The organism is Neobacillus citreus, from assembly GCF_018343545.2.
In the GTDB taxonomy this organism is placed as follows: domain Bacteria; phylum Bacillota; class Bacilli; order Bacillales; family Cytobacillaceae; genus Neobacillus; species Neobacillus citreus.
On the sequence record NZ_JAGYPE020000060.1, the window covers coordinates 15,551 to 29,876 of the forward strand.

The window sequence follows — 14,326 nt, forward strand, 5'->3', positions numbered from 1 at the left end:
CTCTCAAGCATTAAAGAAAAAAGAAGTGGAGAAATATGTATACGAACATTTAAAGGGGTCCCGCTATTTTCCACAACTTTATGGGAGCGGAATCAACTACATCGTTTTAAGTTTCGAAGAGGGAGTAACTTTTTATGATTGCCTATTGCAAGGCATTCCAATCACCGAGCAAGCGATTCAGGACGTAGAGGAGGCTCGGGAGTATGTCCGTAGTCAAGGTTTGAATCCGAGAGATATTCACCTAAAAAACATCCTTTTGCAAAATGGAAGAGGAAAAGTTTTAGACGTTTCGGAATATGTTAAAAAGGGAAACGACCGCCGCTGGGAACACCTTGTATGGGCATATAAAAACTTTTATTCCTTCATTTCTGGCATCCAAGTGCCTTTATGGATCCTAAAAACAATAAAGCATTGGTATTTCAGGATTAACTCGGCAAGTTTTGTGTTGAAGGAATTTTCCGAGCGGGTAAGCCGTTTTTTATTCAAACAGCGCAAATAACTCGTGATCGGTTCTATCACAGGAGACTGCATTTCACGGTTGCTATGAAAAAACAGAATAAAAGCAAGAGATAAAAACTCTTGTTTTTATTCTGTTTTTTAATGGCTAGTGTTAGGGCTCTCTGCCATCATCAAGTCATTCTTGTAGGCAGCCATCGCCAGTTCATACCTCACCTTTTTACCCGCTTCCACGTAATCTGCTTCCTTCACAAGACCTGATAATGAATACCGGTGTCCCCTGAAATCCACGTTCAGTTCAGTGATTTGGTTGAATTGGAAACTCTCCACAGGGACACCGTTCTCATCCTTCAACAGATATTCACCGTATTTCTCGTTGCATGTTTGTGCCACTTCCTCCATAACCTTAAAGGCATCGTCCGGATTTTGCTTATAATCAAGGACAAGACTTTCGTTCACCCGGCGCCTTCCCCGGTTCCCGTTCTGAAGTTCCGTGATGCTGCTATAGGAGACCGTATAGAGGTATCCGTCATACTGGCGGATATTCAAGTAGCGCATGCTGATTTCCTCGATTACCCCCTGACGGTTTCCGTTGATGATGACATAATCCCCGAGATGGATTTGGCGCTCAAACAAATAAGTCAGCCCCATAATGTAATCGCGGATGATATGCTGAAAGATCAATGCCAAGGCACCTGCCACCACGACCGAACCAGTGAAAAGTTTTTCTAGTTGAAAGAAATGGCTAAGGACATAAATAAAGAAAAACACCAGTCCTAATGCCTTTGTTACTTGGTTGGCGAAATGCATCAATGTTTCTTCCCGCTTTTCATCCAAGAAGCTCGTTTTGTCAAAGAAAAGTCTGATGGATTTTCGTATCAAATAAACCGTGAATATAATCAGCAGTGCCACCGTTATAATTTTTATGGGCAACCGCTGGAACAGTCCCAAGAAAGACATCCTATCTACCCCCATTTTTTAACACTATACCATAGGAATGCGGATAAGGAGAAAAAACTCGGGTTCCACTGTTTCGGCCCGAATTTTGTCATAAGATTGATAGAGTTTTTTATCTCAGCAGTCCAATATTTGATGCAAAAGAACCGTCCCCATGCTTCAGCGTGCCGCACTAATTCCTCGCTGATGATGCACAAACCGTCCCCATGCATCACCCGACTTCTTCCACGTGTTCGAGCTGTTCGATGATTTCTATGAATGGTTCGACGAATTGGGGGTCGAATTGCTTTCCGGAGCAGGCTCTTAGTTCTGCGATGCCCTCTTTAAATGTTTTTGTTTTTTGGTAAGGCCGTTCGGTTGTCATGGCGTCGAAGGAGTCAATGATGCATAAAATCCGTGCTAGTTTAGGGATCGATACTCCTTTTAGGCCATAAGGATAGCCGTTCCCGTCATACCGTTCGTGATGGAGTTCGACTAACGGAATTAAATCTTCCAGTTTCTTATTGGTCGAGATAATTTCCTTGCCCCAGGTCACATGCTTTTTCATCATTTCCCATTCATGGGGCTCAAGCTTTCCTTTTTTATTTAAAATATCCCGTGGAATTTCGAGCTTGCCAATATCATGAATGAGAGCGCCAAGGATCAGATTCTTACGCTCGCTATCGGATAAGTTTAACTTGCGGGAAAAATCAACCGCATACTGGTACACCCGTTTGCTGTGACGATAGGTGTACACATCCTTCGAAAGGAAAATTTTCAGCTGTTGCTCCGCTTCTTCGAGCTCCTTGTCCATCGAAAGGGAGTGTTGTACCGTATATTCGGAATGCTCATTAAAGAGCTGGACGAGATTTTTCCCTTGGTCCTTCGCGGAATACATGGCCTGGTCTGCGTGATTTAACAGCTCAGAAATGCTATATGTTTCCTTCGAACAGGCAGCAATTCCAGCTGAAAAGGATAGGCAGCCATAGGCCAATTTTTCAACCCCTTTAAAGTGGGTATCATTAGTTTTCTTTCTAAGTTCATTGATAAAAGAATGGGCCTGACGAAGGCTAGTCTTCGGCATGAGAAGGGAGAATTCTTCTCCACCATAGCGGGCAACCGTATAGCTGTTCAATTTTGCTTCTTTTTCTAAAAGAGCACCGAACTCCTTCAGAAGCTGGTCTCCTTGGATGTGCCCGTGAATATCGTTATATTTTTTAAAATCATCAAGGTCAAGCAGCGCCACACTTAAAGGCTGCTCCGAGTCCTTGGCAATCGAGACTTCTTTTTCCAATAGTTCTTTAAAATACCCATGATTGTTTAGACCTGTTAAGTGATCTCTGTTTGCTTTTTCAGAGATCTTTTTAAATAAGCTAAAATGCTGTTGAAATGCTACCGATAGTAAAACGGTAATGCAGGTAAATAGGAATAGGCCAAAGATGGGATTGGAACTCATTAAAGTAGCCAGAACTAGCGAAAGCATTAGAGTACTAAAATAAGGGGCAATCGCCTCTTTAATCATTCCTGTTAACACATTCATTAGATTTTCATCGGCGACTAATAAAAAATAGATCCCTAGTAAAAGGATATTTACTGCAAAATAGACACTTAAAGAAACAGCATAAGGAATTAAATTACTTGGCTGAATCGAACCTGTTGTTCCACCTAAGTAAAGAAAGACATAATGAGCCGTTATAATCATTAAAGTGTAAATTGAAAAATTATAAACATGTTTCCACCATACCATTTTTCGCAGGGAGAAAAGAAAAATCACAGAAAAAATCAATAAAACATAGAGTGTTATATTTAAGCCGAATAAAAACAGGCTTGCCAAAAATACGGAAGAATCCATCGAAAGGGCATTACCCTTCGGCGGAAGGAGAATATTATAATGATTAAGCAGCAGGATGGCGCCAACTAACGCATAAATGACAGTCCAATCATGACTGCTGTAGTTTCTAAAGTCAATTGAGACTAAAAATACGATAATGCTGCCTATGGAAACTAGGGAAATGTATCGATTAGCTGGAGTTTTAAACAGTCGCATTATTTTTCACTTCTCATATCGATAAATTTTTAAAAGAGAAGTTATGCAACATAACTTCCCTTCGGTAATCATTATTCACCAAATTTGAATCCTGATGTTAATGCAATTATAACAGAACCAATAATGATAGCATTATAAAGTAAACCAGTGATCTTAAGACCTTGAGCTTTTTTCATCGTGTTTCACCCCCTTTCAATGAAAGGGAGGTGTCTTCATTATTTTTTTATTTGGCTGGAGCATTAAATATTGGATAAACAGAAACGCGCCAATATTCATCACCACATCGCCAATGCTAATGACTTGTGTCCGTGGATATGGGGGGCCCAATGGTATGATATCGCCTAAAAACCCAAGTATCGTAGAGTCCGTTAATAGAACATGTTTCGCGTATAAACCGTCCTTAAGGGCCTGGATATACATGGGATCGAGCACAGCTGCGGCTTCTTCCGAGACCGGCATTCGTCCCCCGTTTACCACCATCACCAAAAAGTTCAAAAACACACCGATAAATATAATTACAAACCCTTTATGATGTCTGTTTAAGTACAAAAATAGCAAACCAATGATATATACTGCCATATAAATAGATTCACTGACTTTTCCAAGCAGCTTGATATCATTCTGATAGACAAAGGTAATGATTTGAACAATCAACAATAAAGGAAAAATCCAGCCCCACTTCAGCTTTAACTGGGCCAGCCCCCTCAGATTCCCTTTCCGGATAAACCCAACAACCAAAGCCAACAAAATCCCATCATACACCATCTCTACTTGCCCACCTATATTCAATTTTTTATATCAACTAATTACACAATCTATGAAACTCAGGTAATATTTTCAATTATTATAGTAAAATATTCACCCAACAAATTACAACAATTTTTTATAAATTTCAACAATAAATGTTGAATCATGGGTGTTGCATGGGGACGGTTCTTGTGTACTTGGTGGCACGAGTGTGTGTATAACTAGCCCCTTTGGGTATCCATGATAAATTTACATAAAAAACCTTCCAATTATTGAAAACGGAAGGTTTTTGGGGGGCTCTTTTTTAGAATTTTAAATTACAAGTAAAAAGGAGATCTTCCCTTGTTACTTCTTCCAGCCTATTTTGAACAATGGTTTCTACTCTTTCTGCCATATTCGTGATGATAATTGGTGTAACGATTTCTTTATTATTACTCTTTATAAACGGAATATCGAAGTTTACCAACAAATCTCCGACTTTAACAGATTGACCTTGTTCTACATAAACTTGAAAACCTTCTCCGTTTAGTTGAACAGTATCTAAGCCAATATGGATTAACAATTCTAATCCATTGACTGATTTAATTCCAATGGCATGTTTCGTAGGGAAAACCTGAATGACTTCCCCGTCAACGGGTGCGACAAGTTTCCCGGCACTTGGTATGACGGCTACACCATCACCCATCATTTTCTCTGAGAAGACTGGATCGGGTACTTCTTCTAATGAAACAACTTTTCCATCGAGTGGAGAATAAATTTCTACTTCGGGTTTTCCCTTTTTCTTAAACAATTTTTCGAACATGATTATCTCTCCCTTTTTCCATTTCCGACATAATGCGTGTATCATTTACAGATACGAAGAGTTCTATTTGTCTACCCAATGCTGGATACTTTTCATCAAATAGACTCCAAAGCTTTTAACGTCCTATCCCGAATCTGAATCCGGTTAATATAGTCTTTTGCCACAAGTTCTGTGTAGATTAAGTCAAAAAGTAAAAACAAAGGCAGAGTCGGCGAGATGTTTTGACCCATATGCATATTACTCTTACTCATCATGAGAAGGGGTAAATGAGCTAATTGATATAGGTCAGATGTTTTGTCACTCGTGATGGCAAGAATCTTTGCACCTTGTTGCTTGGCAATTTTAATCGCATCAATGACTTCTTTTGTTTTTCCTGAAACGGAAATGCCAATTACTAGGCTGCTGTCTGTGCATAATGCTGAATCCATCACCGCTTGATGTGGATCTGTGATGGAATCGACCTCAATGCCAATTCGGAAAAATTTCCATTTAAATTCTTGGGCTGCGATACCTGAGTTGCCAATTCCGTAAACATGAACTTTCTTAGCATTATTTAAAAGAGAAACTGCGTGCTGAATATCGGTATAACTCATTTTCTGAAAGGTCGTATCGATGATTTGTATATGGTTTTGATAGAGATTAGAAAAATAATCAATCTCTTTTATGTCGCTTGCCGGGGCAGGCTTGTTTCTTAAATCGATATATCGTTTTAATTCGTGTTTAAATTCATTAAACCCTGAAAGTGAAATTTTTTGACAAAAACGTGTAATGGTTGCAGGAGATATATGAATTTTCTTGGCAATTTGACTGATTGATAATTGACTAATTTCGTCAGGATTTTCAATAATATATTTTGCTAACTCTGCCTCAGAGCTCGTAAATTTATCCATCGTACAGGTTATACCATGAAGAAGGTTCTCACCAAGATATTCCATATGCTTTCTCCTCATTTAGATAATCCATTCGTTCATTTTAAAAGATCATAACCTTATTGTTAGTTAAGTCTTTGAAAACTATGAATGAACTAGCCCCAGTAAAACTAAATAGAGAAAATAACCAGGCGACTGCCTGAGTTATTTTCTCTGCAACTTATTTTTGCAAAGATTCGACAAATCTTTTCGTGATGATCTGGGGTCTTGTAATTGCTCCGCCTACCACTACGGAGTGGACATGAATATCTAGCACGGAACGGGCAATTTCAGGTGTTGAAACATTACCTTCTGCGATCACCTTTGCGTTTTTCACTTCTTTAACAATTTGTTTAATGACGGCATAGTCATGATCATCGATTTTCAAGCCTTTTGTCTCTTCTGTATATCCGTATAATGTCGGGGCCACAATATCAAAACCTAACTCATCGGCGAAAACGGCTTCTTCAACCGAAGAGACATCAGCCATCAACAAAATATGAGGATACTTTGCTCGTACTTCCCGATAAAACGATTCTAAATTTCTGCCATCCGGCCGGATTCGATCTGTTGCATCTGTCGCAATGATTTCTGCCCCTGTCTCAGCCAAGGCATCTATTTCTTTCATCGTTGGCGTAATAAAGACAGGATGGTTTCCGTATACTTGTTTGATGATGCCGATGACCGGGAGATCTACTTGCTTTTTGATTTCTACAATATCTGAGACGGAGTTTGCCCTAATGCCAACTGCTCCGCCCTCTTTTGCAGCTAGTGCCATTCGCCCCATAATAAACGAACTATGCAGTGGTTCCCCATCTAAAGCTTGGCAGGAAACAATTAATCCATTTTTTATCTGCTCTAACACTTGATGCATAACAAAACACGTCCTTATCTTATTACTGACCTAAATACTCTTCTACTTCGTTTTTGACAATGGTTACTTGAGGTCCATAAATGATTTGAATTCCCGTTCCCTTTTTCACAATCCCTTTAGATCCAGTCTGTTTAAGGACATCGTCCTTCACCAAGGTTTCATCCTTAATCGTTACACGCAGACGAGTTGCGCAACAATCGACAACCTCAATATTATTCGATCCGCCCAAGCCTTCAACAATCGTTTTAGCACGGTCTGTAACAGATACTTGCTCGGTAACTTGTTCGTCGTCTTCACGTCCAATGACTTTGAAGTTCTTTTTTATGATTAAAAATTTAAATGTAAAGTAGTATAAGAAGAACCAAGGAATACCTACCAGTAAAACATATGGCCAATTTGTCTTACCAACACCTTGAAGAATTCCAAATAAAATGAAATCAATAAATCCACCTGAGAAGGTTTGTCCGACAGTAATATTGAAAATATCAGCCATCATAAAAGCAAGACCATCAAAAATGGCATGAACTACATAAAGAAGTGGTGCCACGAACAAGAAACTAAATTCAAGTGGCTCTGTGATTCCGGTTAAGAAAGAAGTTAACGCTGCAGATAACAAAATCCCTGCCACTACTTTTCTATTTTTCTTTTTAGAGCAATGGTAGATGGCCAATGCGGCACCAGGTAAACCAAACATCATCGTAATAAAACGGCCTGACATGAATCTAGATACCCCTTCATAATAGTGTTTGGTCGAAGGGTCGCCCAATTGGGCAAAAAAGATGTTTTGTGTACCGCTAACAATTTTCCCGCCAATTTCCATCGTTCCACCAAGAGCTGTTTGCCAGAATGGAAGATAGAAGATATGGTGCAAACCAAGCGGTCCAAGCATACGTAATATAAATCCGTAGAAAAAGGTTCCGATTACCCCTGTGCTTGTCACGATGGATCCTAGCTGATTGATTAAAGCTTGGAAATATGGCCAGATGACAAATAGAATCGCTCCTACAAAAATCGACGCAAACGAGACGACGATTGGAATAAACCGAGAGCCTCCAAAGAAACCTAATACTTGAGGCAACTGAATTTTATTGTATTTATTGTGCAATCCAGCTGCTACAATCCCAACGATAATACCGCCAAATACACCGGTTTCTAACGTCTGTATCCCAACAGCCATCCCTTGCCCAGCACCTGCCAAATTATCCTTTACCAGGTCACCGGTTAAAGAAAGTAGCGCATGAATGGTACTATTCATTACAAAGTAACCAATCATGGCAGCTAATCCTGCCGTCCCTTTATCTGAACGAGCTAAACCGATGGCTACCCCGACCGCAAAGATGATGGGCAAATTGCCAAATACGATCGAACCTGCGGCACTCATGATTGTAAAAATGGCCTGTAGCCAGCTGATATCTAAAAATGGATAAGCTGAAACCGTATTTGGGTTAGACAGCGCTCCACCAATTCCCAATAAAAGACCTGCTGCTGGCAAAACCGCTATAGGAAGCATAAACGATTTACCAAATTGTTGAGCTTTCTCAAACGCTTTCTTCATTGCTATTGACCTCCTTAATCTTGGATGGAACATCTTGATGTAAAGCCTTGCATACGTATCATAAATCGACAATAAATCGATTTCAACGGGTTTAAAATCGTTTTCAACCATTTTCATGATTCTCTCCCGAACAGTGAAAACCTATTCAAACTGGTGCGCAATTATATATTTCTATCATCTCTAGTAGTAGAATCACTACTGAAAGGAAACCTTGTTCAATCTTTTCATGGCTTTTCTTATTTGTTTGTGGAATTTAATAAAAACGAATAAACAACACATCATCTAACAGTTTTTCTATGAAGTTATAAGTATGAACCGAAAGGGGTCGCGTTGGCGGGCAAGCGGTTACTGTTTCAACGGGGAGGAGAACATAATGAGAATATTAAACGTAGCGAATTATGATGAGATGAGTCAAAAAGCGGCAGAGCTTGTAATAGAAAGGATCCGTCGTAACCCTCATATAAGCCTTGGATTAGCAACAGGCGGAACTCCGGTAGGATTATATGCTCAATTAGTGAGAGATCATCAACTAAACCATACAACTTATCAACACGTGACAACGTTTAATTTAGATGAATACCTGGGACTGTCTAGTGACGACCCCAATAGTTACCGTTATTTTATGGACAAGCATTTATTTGATCACATTGATATTCAGAAAACGAATACCTATATTCCGTCAGGCGATTTTAAGAATCCAGAGCAACAATCTAAGGACTATGAGGATCTTTTAAGAAGTAAAGGCGGTGTAGATCTTCAGATTCTGGGTATTGGCAGTAACGGTCATATTGGCTTTAATGAGCCAGGTACACCCTTTCAGTCTGAAACACACATCGTTGAATTAACACCTTCTACACGTGAGGCTAATGCAAGATTTTTTAATAGTCTTCATGAGGTGCCTACTCATGCTATTACAATGGGGATTGGGAGCATTATGCGTAGCAAAGAAATTTTATTACTGATATCAGGAGATCAAAAAAGAGACGCTTTGATGCAGCTGTTACGAGGCGAAATTACCGAAAATTTCCCTGCTTCTATGTTAAAAACACACCCTAATGTGACCATCATTGCAGACGAAGCTGCCACCGGATCACATCCCCACTCAACTAAACTTTAAAACGGTAAAGTATAACAGCTATGCGAAGGGCATGGCTCTTTTTTTTGTGAGAAATGGGACATGGGGACGGTTCTAAAAAATTTCGACAAAGGATCGCTCATTTTATATGTTGTAAAGCTTCTTCAAGGGTATCCACAAATATTCCAGGAAAGTGAATTTTCTTTACACAATTTTCAACCTGCATTCTTGAAGCCAGAGAGGAAGGGTTAATAATAATAATTTTTTTAAAATTAGCCATCGAATATAATTTTAAAACGAATTCAATATCATCCACTACATGGCTAGCAACTGCTTCTTGGTCGCGTCCATCTATAATTAATTTATACCTTAAAGGGTTAATAGTATTTACAATGGTTTGGAACTCACTTAAATAGATCTTTGCATCTTCCTCTTTAAAGATGCCCCCAACTTTTACAAAAAAAGTTCCTTTCTCTTCATCCAAATGAAAGGAATATAGTTTAGCCATAGCTTTTATCCTCCATAGCACGAAAATATCCTACTTTGGTACTATCATACTTAAAACGATCCATTTCAACAATCCTAGAATAATATTTAAATATGTAAATACTTTCACTTAAATTAACATGGGGTATGTATCGGTGGCAACAAAAACAAGGCAGGTCCCAGGGACCTGCCTTGTTTTAAAGCTATTATTTCTGACCCTTTAATTTGAGTCAAAAGGTAGAGCGATGGGCTTAATATTGCGTATCTACAAAGGTGCGAACTTGGTTAGAAAAATTCTTCATATGTTGGTTAATTAACTTATCTAATTCTTGGCTGCATGTTATGGTCTGATTGCTGTTAATACCTGTGCTTTGGGCGATTTTGATCAATTTCTTTTTCTCATCAGCTATACGTTTTTGAAGTAATAACTCAAGCAATTCCAAATTCATGATAGGTGAAATCTCCTAGTGTTATCCAGTTGTAAAGAACTATAAACCAATTATAGAAGATATTTTTGATGATGGGAACGATTTTACAAAAAAATCAAAAAAAGAATAATGTGGAAAAAATAAACCTGACAGAATGATTACGTGGTGGTTCAAATTTGGAAGGGGAGATTTCTTCATTAGAGGAAGTATAAAAGGCATTATTGTTTTCTCAAAAATGTTCATTTCATCTGGGATAATTTGTTATTATTGATTATAGTGATTTGTAAATACAAAATAATTCCATTTGGTTAATTTTTTTATAAATAAGCGGGGGTGTTTGGGATTAATAAGAGAATCAGAATCATAGTGGGTTTAATTGGTTGCCTTCTTTTATGTGTTTTTGGAGTATATCGTTTAGTTGCTGACAATTCAATCGCGGATCCTTTATTTATTCCAATATTGTTTGCGGTTTGTGGGTTTATCGGGTTCATTGGAGGCGTCTGGGAACTAAAAAGAACGAAATAGATGCATAGGGACGGTTCTCATGCATCATTTTTGCTTGCGAATTTTTGAATTTTCCAAAGTTCTACAAATATTTTAGCTGTTGGCAAGATGAAATCTTCTTCCTTTCTATAAAAATACCATTTTATTAATGGAATTGCTTGTGAGTGGAATCCATGAAAAAGAAATTTTGAGGCATGAGAACTGTCCCCATGCCTCATTCCCTAACATGTTTATTGCTGTCAAAAACGGGTTCGCTGGTGTTGGGCAAATACCAAAGTGTCTTTAGTTTGATGCCCTTTTCCGCAAACATGGCGGTCAATTCTTCCATGAAGATGCCGCGCGTGGGGTCACAGGAAGGGCTGCTTTGGATGCCAAGAATTCCTGCAATCTCATAGCCGTTTTTTAAATAATCTTCGGCTTGAAACAAGACGGGCTTCAGGATTTCACGGCAATGCTTTCGGTATTCCGGCGTATTATATTGCTCGTATGTCATCGACGGGCGGTCCAGTCCTAGAAAAGTAAATTCCGGACAGGGAAGCTGCAGCAATCCATAGCCTTGGTTCATGGCCCATTCTACGGCTGAAATAATTGCTCCCGCTGCTCTGGCCTCATCTGGAATGACGGTATTCTGGTTTAAAATACAATGGGAAACAATGAGTATCTGTTTGCTACGCTGCATTTCGGTTCTCCTTTTTTATCAGTTTTGCAAAATACGGCAGCCTGGTGACCATGAACATCACGAGCAGGCAGGTAATGATTTTATCGACAAAGTTCCCGGTAATTCTGGAAATAAACGTGGAAGCAAACACACTATCACCAGCAGCCCGGAGCCAGAGCACCACAACATCCATCCCGCTGCCATTCAAACCGCCGAAAACGGCCACAGCAATGGGCGTGCCGATTAATGGGGCCACAACCGATAAAATCAGTCCTGTTATAAGTGCAACATACCATTTGGTGAAATCAAATCTTTTTGCAATATATCCTACCACTAATGCAATCGCTACATTCACAAGGCCGAAGAAAATAGCGGAACCCCCGGTTGTCACGCCGAGTACGACATTCGTTAAGGCGCCTGCCAGCGCTCCACACCAAGGCCCGAATAAAACGGCAATTAACACGGTGCCGATTGTATCCAGGAATAACAGCGGAATTTTTAAAGATGAAACGACGGTGCCTAAAATTACATTTAAGGCAATCCCCATCGCCGAATAGGTTAAAATCATCGTTTTGCTAGTTTTCATGGTTTCCTCTCCCTTTAAAACTATTTAAATAATAAATTGGCAAACTCTTTGATTAACGGTCGATTTTCTGCTTCCTTGAGGGTGGTAAAATAAAAGCTGCGCTGAATTGGATCGATATTTTCTACCATTTGGACGCGACCAGCCTTTACTGCGGGTAGCGCAGCCAGTTTTGAAATAAAGCTGATCCCAAGTCCTGCTTCGACTGCGGCAATCACCCCCTCTGTGCTTCCAATCGATAAGCCAATTTTTAAATCAGTTATTTCCAAACCGTGACCAGCGAGAAATTCTTCCATTCTCTTCCTGGTGCCCGAACCGCTTTCCCTGACGACAAATTCATATTGGTGCAGCTGGCTGAAATCCGCCTCCGCCGTATGAACGAGCGGGTGATGATTCGGCGTGACTAACACGAGAGAATCATTTGTAAGCTGGCGAGAGTTTAGTTTGGGAGAAGCAGGCTTCATCCCCACGATGGCGATATCCACTTGCTGGTCGAGCAGCTTCTTAAGGGAATCCTCAGAATCATTGATGTCGATGGATACCTCGACGTTTGGAAAATGATCGCGAAAAGCCTTTACCAAACCGGGAACGAGGTATGTACCTGGAATCGTGCTGGCGCCGATTGTCAGGTTTCCGGTTAGGGTGTCTTGAAGTCCATGCAGATCATCCTCAAGTTTCTGCCATCTTCGTCGTAATTCCTTCGCTGCCTGGTAAACTAGGGTGCCTGCAGCCGTTGGCTGAATCCCCGTCATCCCCCTGTCAAGCAGGGGGAGTCCAAGTTCATCTTCCAGGCTCTTAATCTTAAGGCTGATCGATGGCTGGGAACTATTAAGAGCAGCTGCCGCCTCGGAAAAGCTCCCTTTCTCCACAACCAAAATAAACGCATCAAGTTTATTTAAATTCATATGCTCGCTCCATCCGTATTAGCATTTTTTATATTTAATATTTAAAAATTTTATAGGGATTATATTCCAATTTTAACCAATTCAAATAGGGATTTCTGGGCAATTTAAGTAAATTTTATGAAACATGGGGACGGTTCTCGTGCATCATAGCCCGAGGCAAAGGGAGCATACCAATGTAATTTCACCAACACCTGAAACAAAAGAACCTAATCCCTAATATTTTACTTTTTAAAACTTTCTTAACATAGCACATACATCAACTTAATAATTAATTGATAGTATATATTCTGACATGTTTAGGAGGGTGATAGTTTTGGTTACTCTAAGCGGCAGAAAAATCATTGGCTTATTATCATTAATAATTCTTTCTGTGAATCTGTTTTGCGGTATTCCCCAAGGGGTAGAAGCACACATGAATACAGTTGGTTACTCCGATATTGAGATACATGACAAGACAATCGATTACCGGTTATACCTTGATCCAAGTGAAGTAGCTCAATGGGTAGATGCGCAATCGAAAAGAGTTTTTGTTATTGGCGAAGCATCACAAAATGAAGCTTCTAAACCGGAGGTAAGCTGGACGGCGGAGGACCTCAAGCCTTTCATCTATGAATTCTTAACTGTAACTAACAATGGAGAAACTGCAGAACCTAGTATTAAGGGAATATCCATGGCCGAACGAAAAGATGGCCCAACTGTTCTCATTGATATGAATTATGTATTCTCAGAGCCCATTGATACATATGAAATAGATTACAAGTTCTTTTTTGATCAGTTTGACGCTCTTCATCAAAACTTTGCGACTGTACATATAGGCGATACGGAAGTAGAGAAGGTTTTTAACAAAGATGACCGTTCTTTATCCGGTCATGTGGCGAGTGTATCTTCGGGGACCATTACAACGGAAATAACCGTTCCAATCTGGCTTAATACGATGTGGGAGTATGTCAAGCTGGGAGTAGAACATATTTGGACAGGGTATGATCATTTATTGTTTGTAGCCGCTCTTGTCATTTTAAAACAACCATTGAAGAACTATATCAAAATCCTAACGGCATTTACGGTCGGTCACAGTATTACCCTTGCGATTGCAGCGCTGGATATTATCAGGATACCGGCAAACATCATTGAACCATTAATCGCACTAAGTATCGTTTACATTGCCATTGAAAATATTTGGATCAAGAAGCTTAAGTGGCGCTGGCTTTTAGCTCTTGGTTTTGGACTTATTCATGGTTTTGGTTTTGCCCAGATTCTTCAAGGCACACTGGGTGATCATTATATTTTATCCTTATTCTCCTTTAACCTCGGGGTTGAAATCGGCCAGATCATTGTCGCAGCGGTTCTGCTGCCGCTTTTAAT

The 14,326-nt window shown here is 39.8% G+C and carries 15 protein-coding genes; 3 read left to right on the plus strand and 12 right to left on the minus strand.

Features of this window, described 5'->3' with window-relative positions; all coding sequences use genetic code 11:
- Positions 1-499: serine/threonine protein kinase (locus tag KHB02_RS23860; RefSeq protein WP_241114053.1), on the plus strand; the 499-nt coding region annotated here is incomplete at its 5' end.
- Between the two features lie 98 nt (positions 500-597).
- Here the strand turns inward: KHB02_RS23860 and KHB02_RS23865 are convergent.
- From KHB02_RS23865 to KHB02_RS23895, 7 genes are all read right to left on the minus strand, one after another.
- Positions 598-1,416 carry a mechanosensitive ion channel family protein gene (locus KHB02_RS23865; RefSeq protein ID WP_213143779.1) on the minus strand — a complete coding sequence of 273 codons (819 nt, stop codon included), beginning with the start codon at positions 1,414-1,416 and terminating at the stop codon, positions 598-600.
- Positions 1,417-1,624: 208 nt separating this feature from the next.
- Positions 1,625-3,439, minus strand: a complete 1,815-nt coding sequence (locus KHB02_RS23870) for a bifunctional diguanylate cyclase/phosphohydrolase (RefSeq protein ID WP_213143780.1) — start codon at positions 3,437-3,439, stop codon at positions 1,625-1,627.
- Positions 3,440-3,631: 192 nt separating this feature from the next.
- Positions 3,632-4,204 (minus strand): DUF5317 domain-containing protein, encoded by a 573-nt coding sequence (locus KHB02_RS23875; protein ID WP_213143781.1) that lies wholly within the window; start codon positions 4,202-4,204, stop codon positions 3,632-3,634.
- Between the two features lie 286 nt (positions 4,205-4,490).
- Positions 4,491-4,988 carry a PTS sugar transporter subunit IIA gene (locus KHB02_RS23880; RefSeq protein WP_213143782.1) on the minus strand — a complete coding sequence of 166 codons (498 nt, stop codon included), beginning with the start codon at positions 4,986-4,988 and terminating at the stop codon, positions 4,491-4,493.
- Between the two features lie 95 nt (positions 4,989-5,083).
- Entirely contained in the window at positions 5,084-5,923 is an 840-nt protein-coding gene (locus tag KHB02_RS23885; protein ID WP_213143783.1) for a MurR/RpiR family transcriptional regulator, read from the minus strand.
- 154 nt (positions 5,924-6,077) lie between these two features.
- Entirely contained in the window at positions 6,078-6,770 is a 693-nt protein-coding gene (locus KHB02_RS23890; RefSeq protein ID WP_213143784.1) for an N-acetylmannosamine-6-phosphate 2-epimerase, read from the minus strand.
- 22 nt (positions 6,771-6,792) lie between these two features.
- A complete protein-coding gene (locus tag KHB02_RS23895) occupies positions 6,793-8,325 on the minus strand; it encodes a maltose/glucose-specific PTS transporter subunit IIC (RefSeq protein WP_213144464.1) in 1,533 nt (510 codons plus the stop codon).
- Positions 8,326-8,698: 373 nt separating this feature from the next.
- On the opposite strand from KHB02_RS23895, the gene nagB reads away from it, so the two are divergent.
- Complete coding sequence (gene nagB / locus KHB02_RS23900; RefSeq protein WP_213143785.1) at positions 8,699-9,442, plus strand: glucosamine-6-phosphate deaminase; 744 nt, start codon at positions 8,699-8,701, stop codon at positions 9,440-9,442.
- A 97-nt stretch (positions 9,443-9,539) separates the two neighbouring features.
- Here nagB and KHB02_RS23905 read toward each other — a convergent pair whose 3' ends face one another.
- The 5 genes from KHB02_RS23905 to KHB02_RS23925 form a co-directional block, all read right to left on the minus strand.
- Positions 9,540-9,908, minus strand: coding sequence for a hypothetical protein (locus KHB02_RS23905; RefSeq protein ID WP_213143786.1), 369 nt, complete (start codon positions 9,906-9,908; stop codon positions 9,540-9,542).
- A gap of 229 nt (positions 9,909-10,137) precedes the next feature.
- Positions 10,138-10,335 carry an aspartyl-phosphate phosphatase Spo0E family protein gene (locus KHB02_RS23910; protein WP_213143787.1) on the minus strand — a complete coding sequence of 66 codons (198 nt, stop codon included), beginning with the start codon at positions 10,333-10,335 and terminating at the stop codon, positions 10,138-10,140.
- Positions 10,336-11,032: 697 nt separating this feature from the next.
- Positions 11,033-11,497 carry a CD3072 family TudS-related putative desulfidase gene (locus KHB02_RS23915; protein WP_213143788.1) on the minus strand — a complete coding sequence of 155 codons (465 nt, stop codon included), beginning with the start codon at positions 11,495-11,497 and terminating at the stop codon, positions 11,033-11,035.
- Positions 11,487-12,062, minus strand: a complete 576-nt coding sequence (locus KHB02_RS23920; RefSeq protein WP_213143789.1) for a CD3073 family putative ECF transporter S component — start codon at positions 12,060-12,062, stop codon at positions 11,487-11,489. Before KHB02_RS23920 ends, KHB02_RS23915 begins: the two co-directional genes overlap by 11 nt.
- A 20-nt stretch (positions 12,063-12,082) precedes the next feature.
- On the minus strand, positions 12,083-12,964 hold the full coding sequence (locus KHB02_RS23925) for a selenium metabolism-associated LysR family transcriptional regulator (RefSeq protein ID WP_213143790.1): 882 nt from the start codon (positions 12,962-12,964) through the stop codon (positions 12,083-12,085).
- Positions 12,965-13,277: 313 nt separating this feature from the next.
- Between KHB02_RS23925 and KHB02_RS23930 the strand changes: the two genes are divergently transcribed.
- A partial coding sequence (locus tag KHB02_RS23930; RefSeq protein ID WP_241114054.1) for a HupE/UreJ family protein occupies positions 13,278-14,326 on the plus strand: 1,049 nt, incomplete at its 3' end.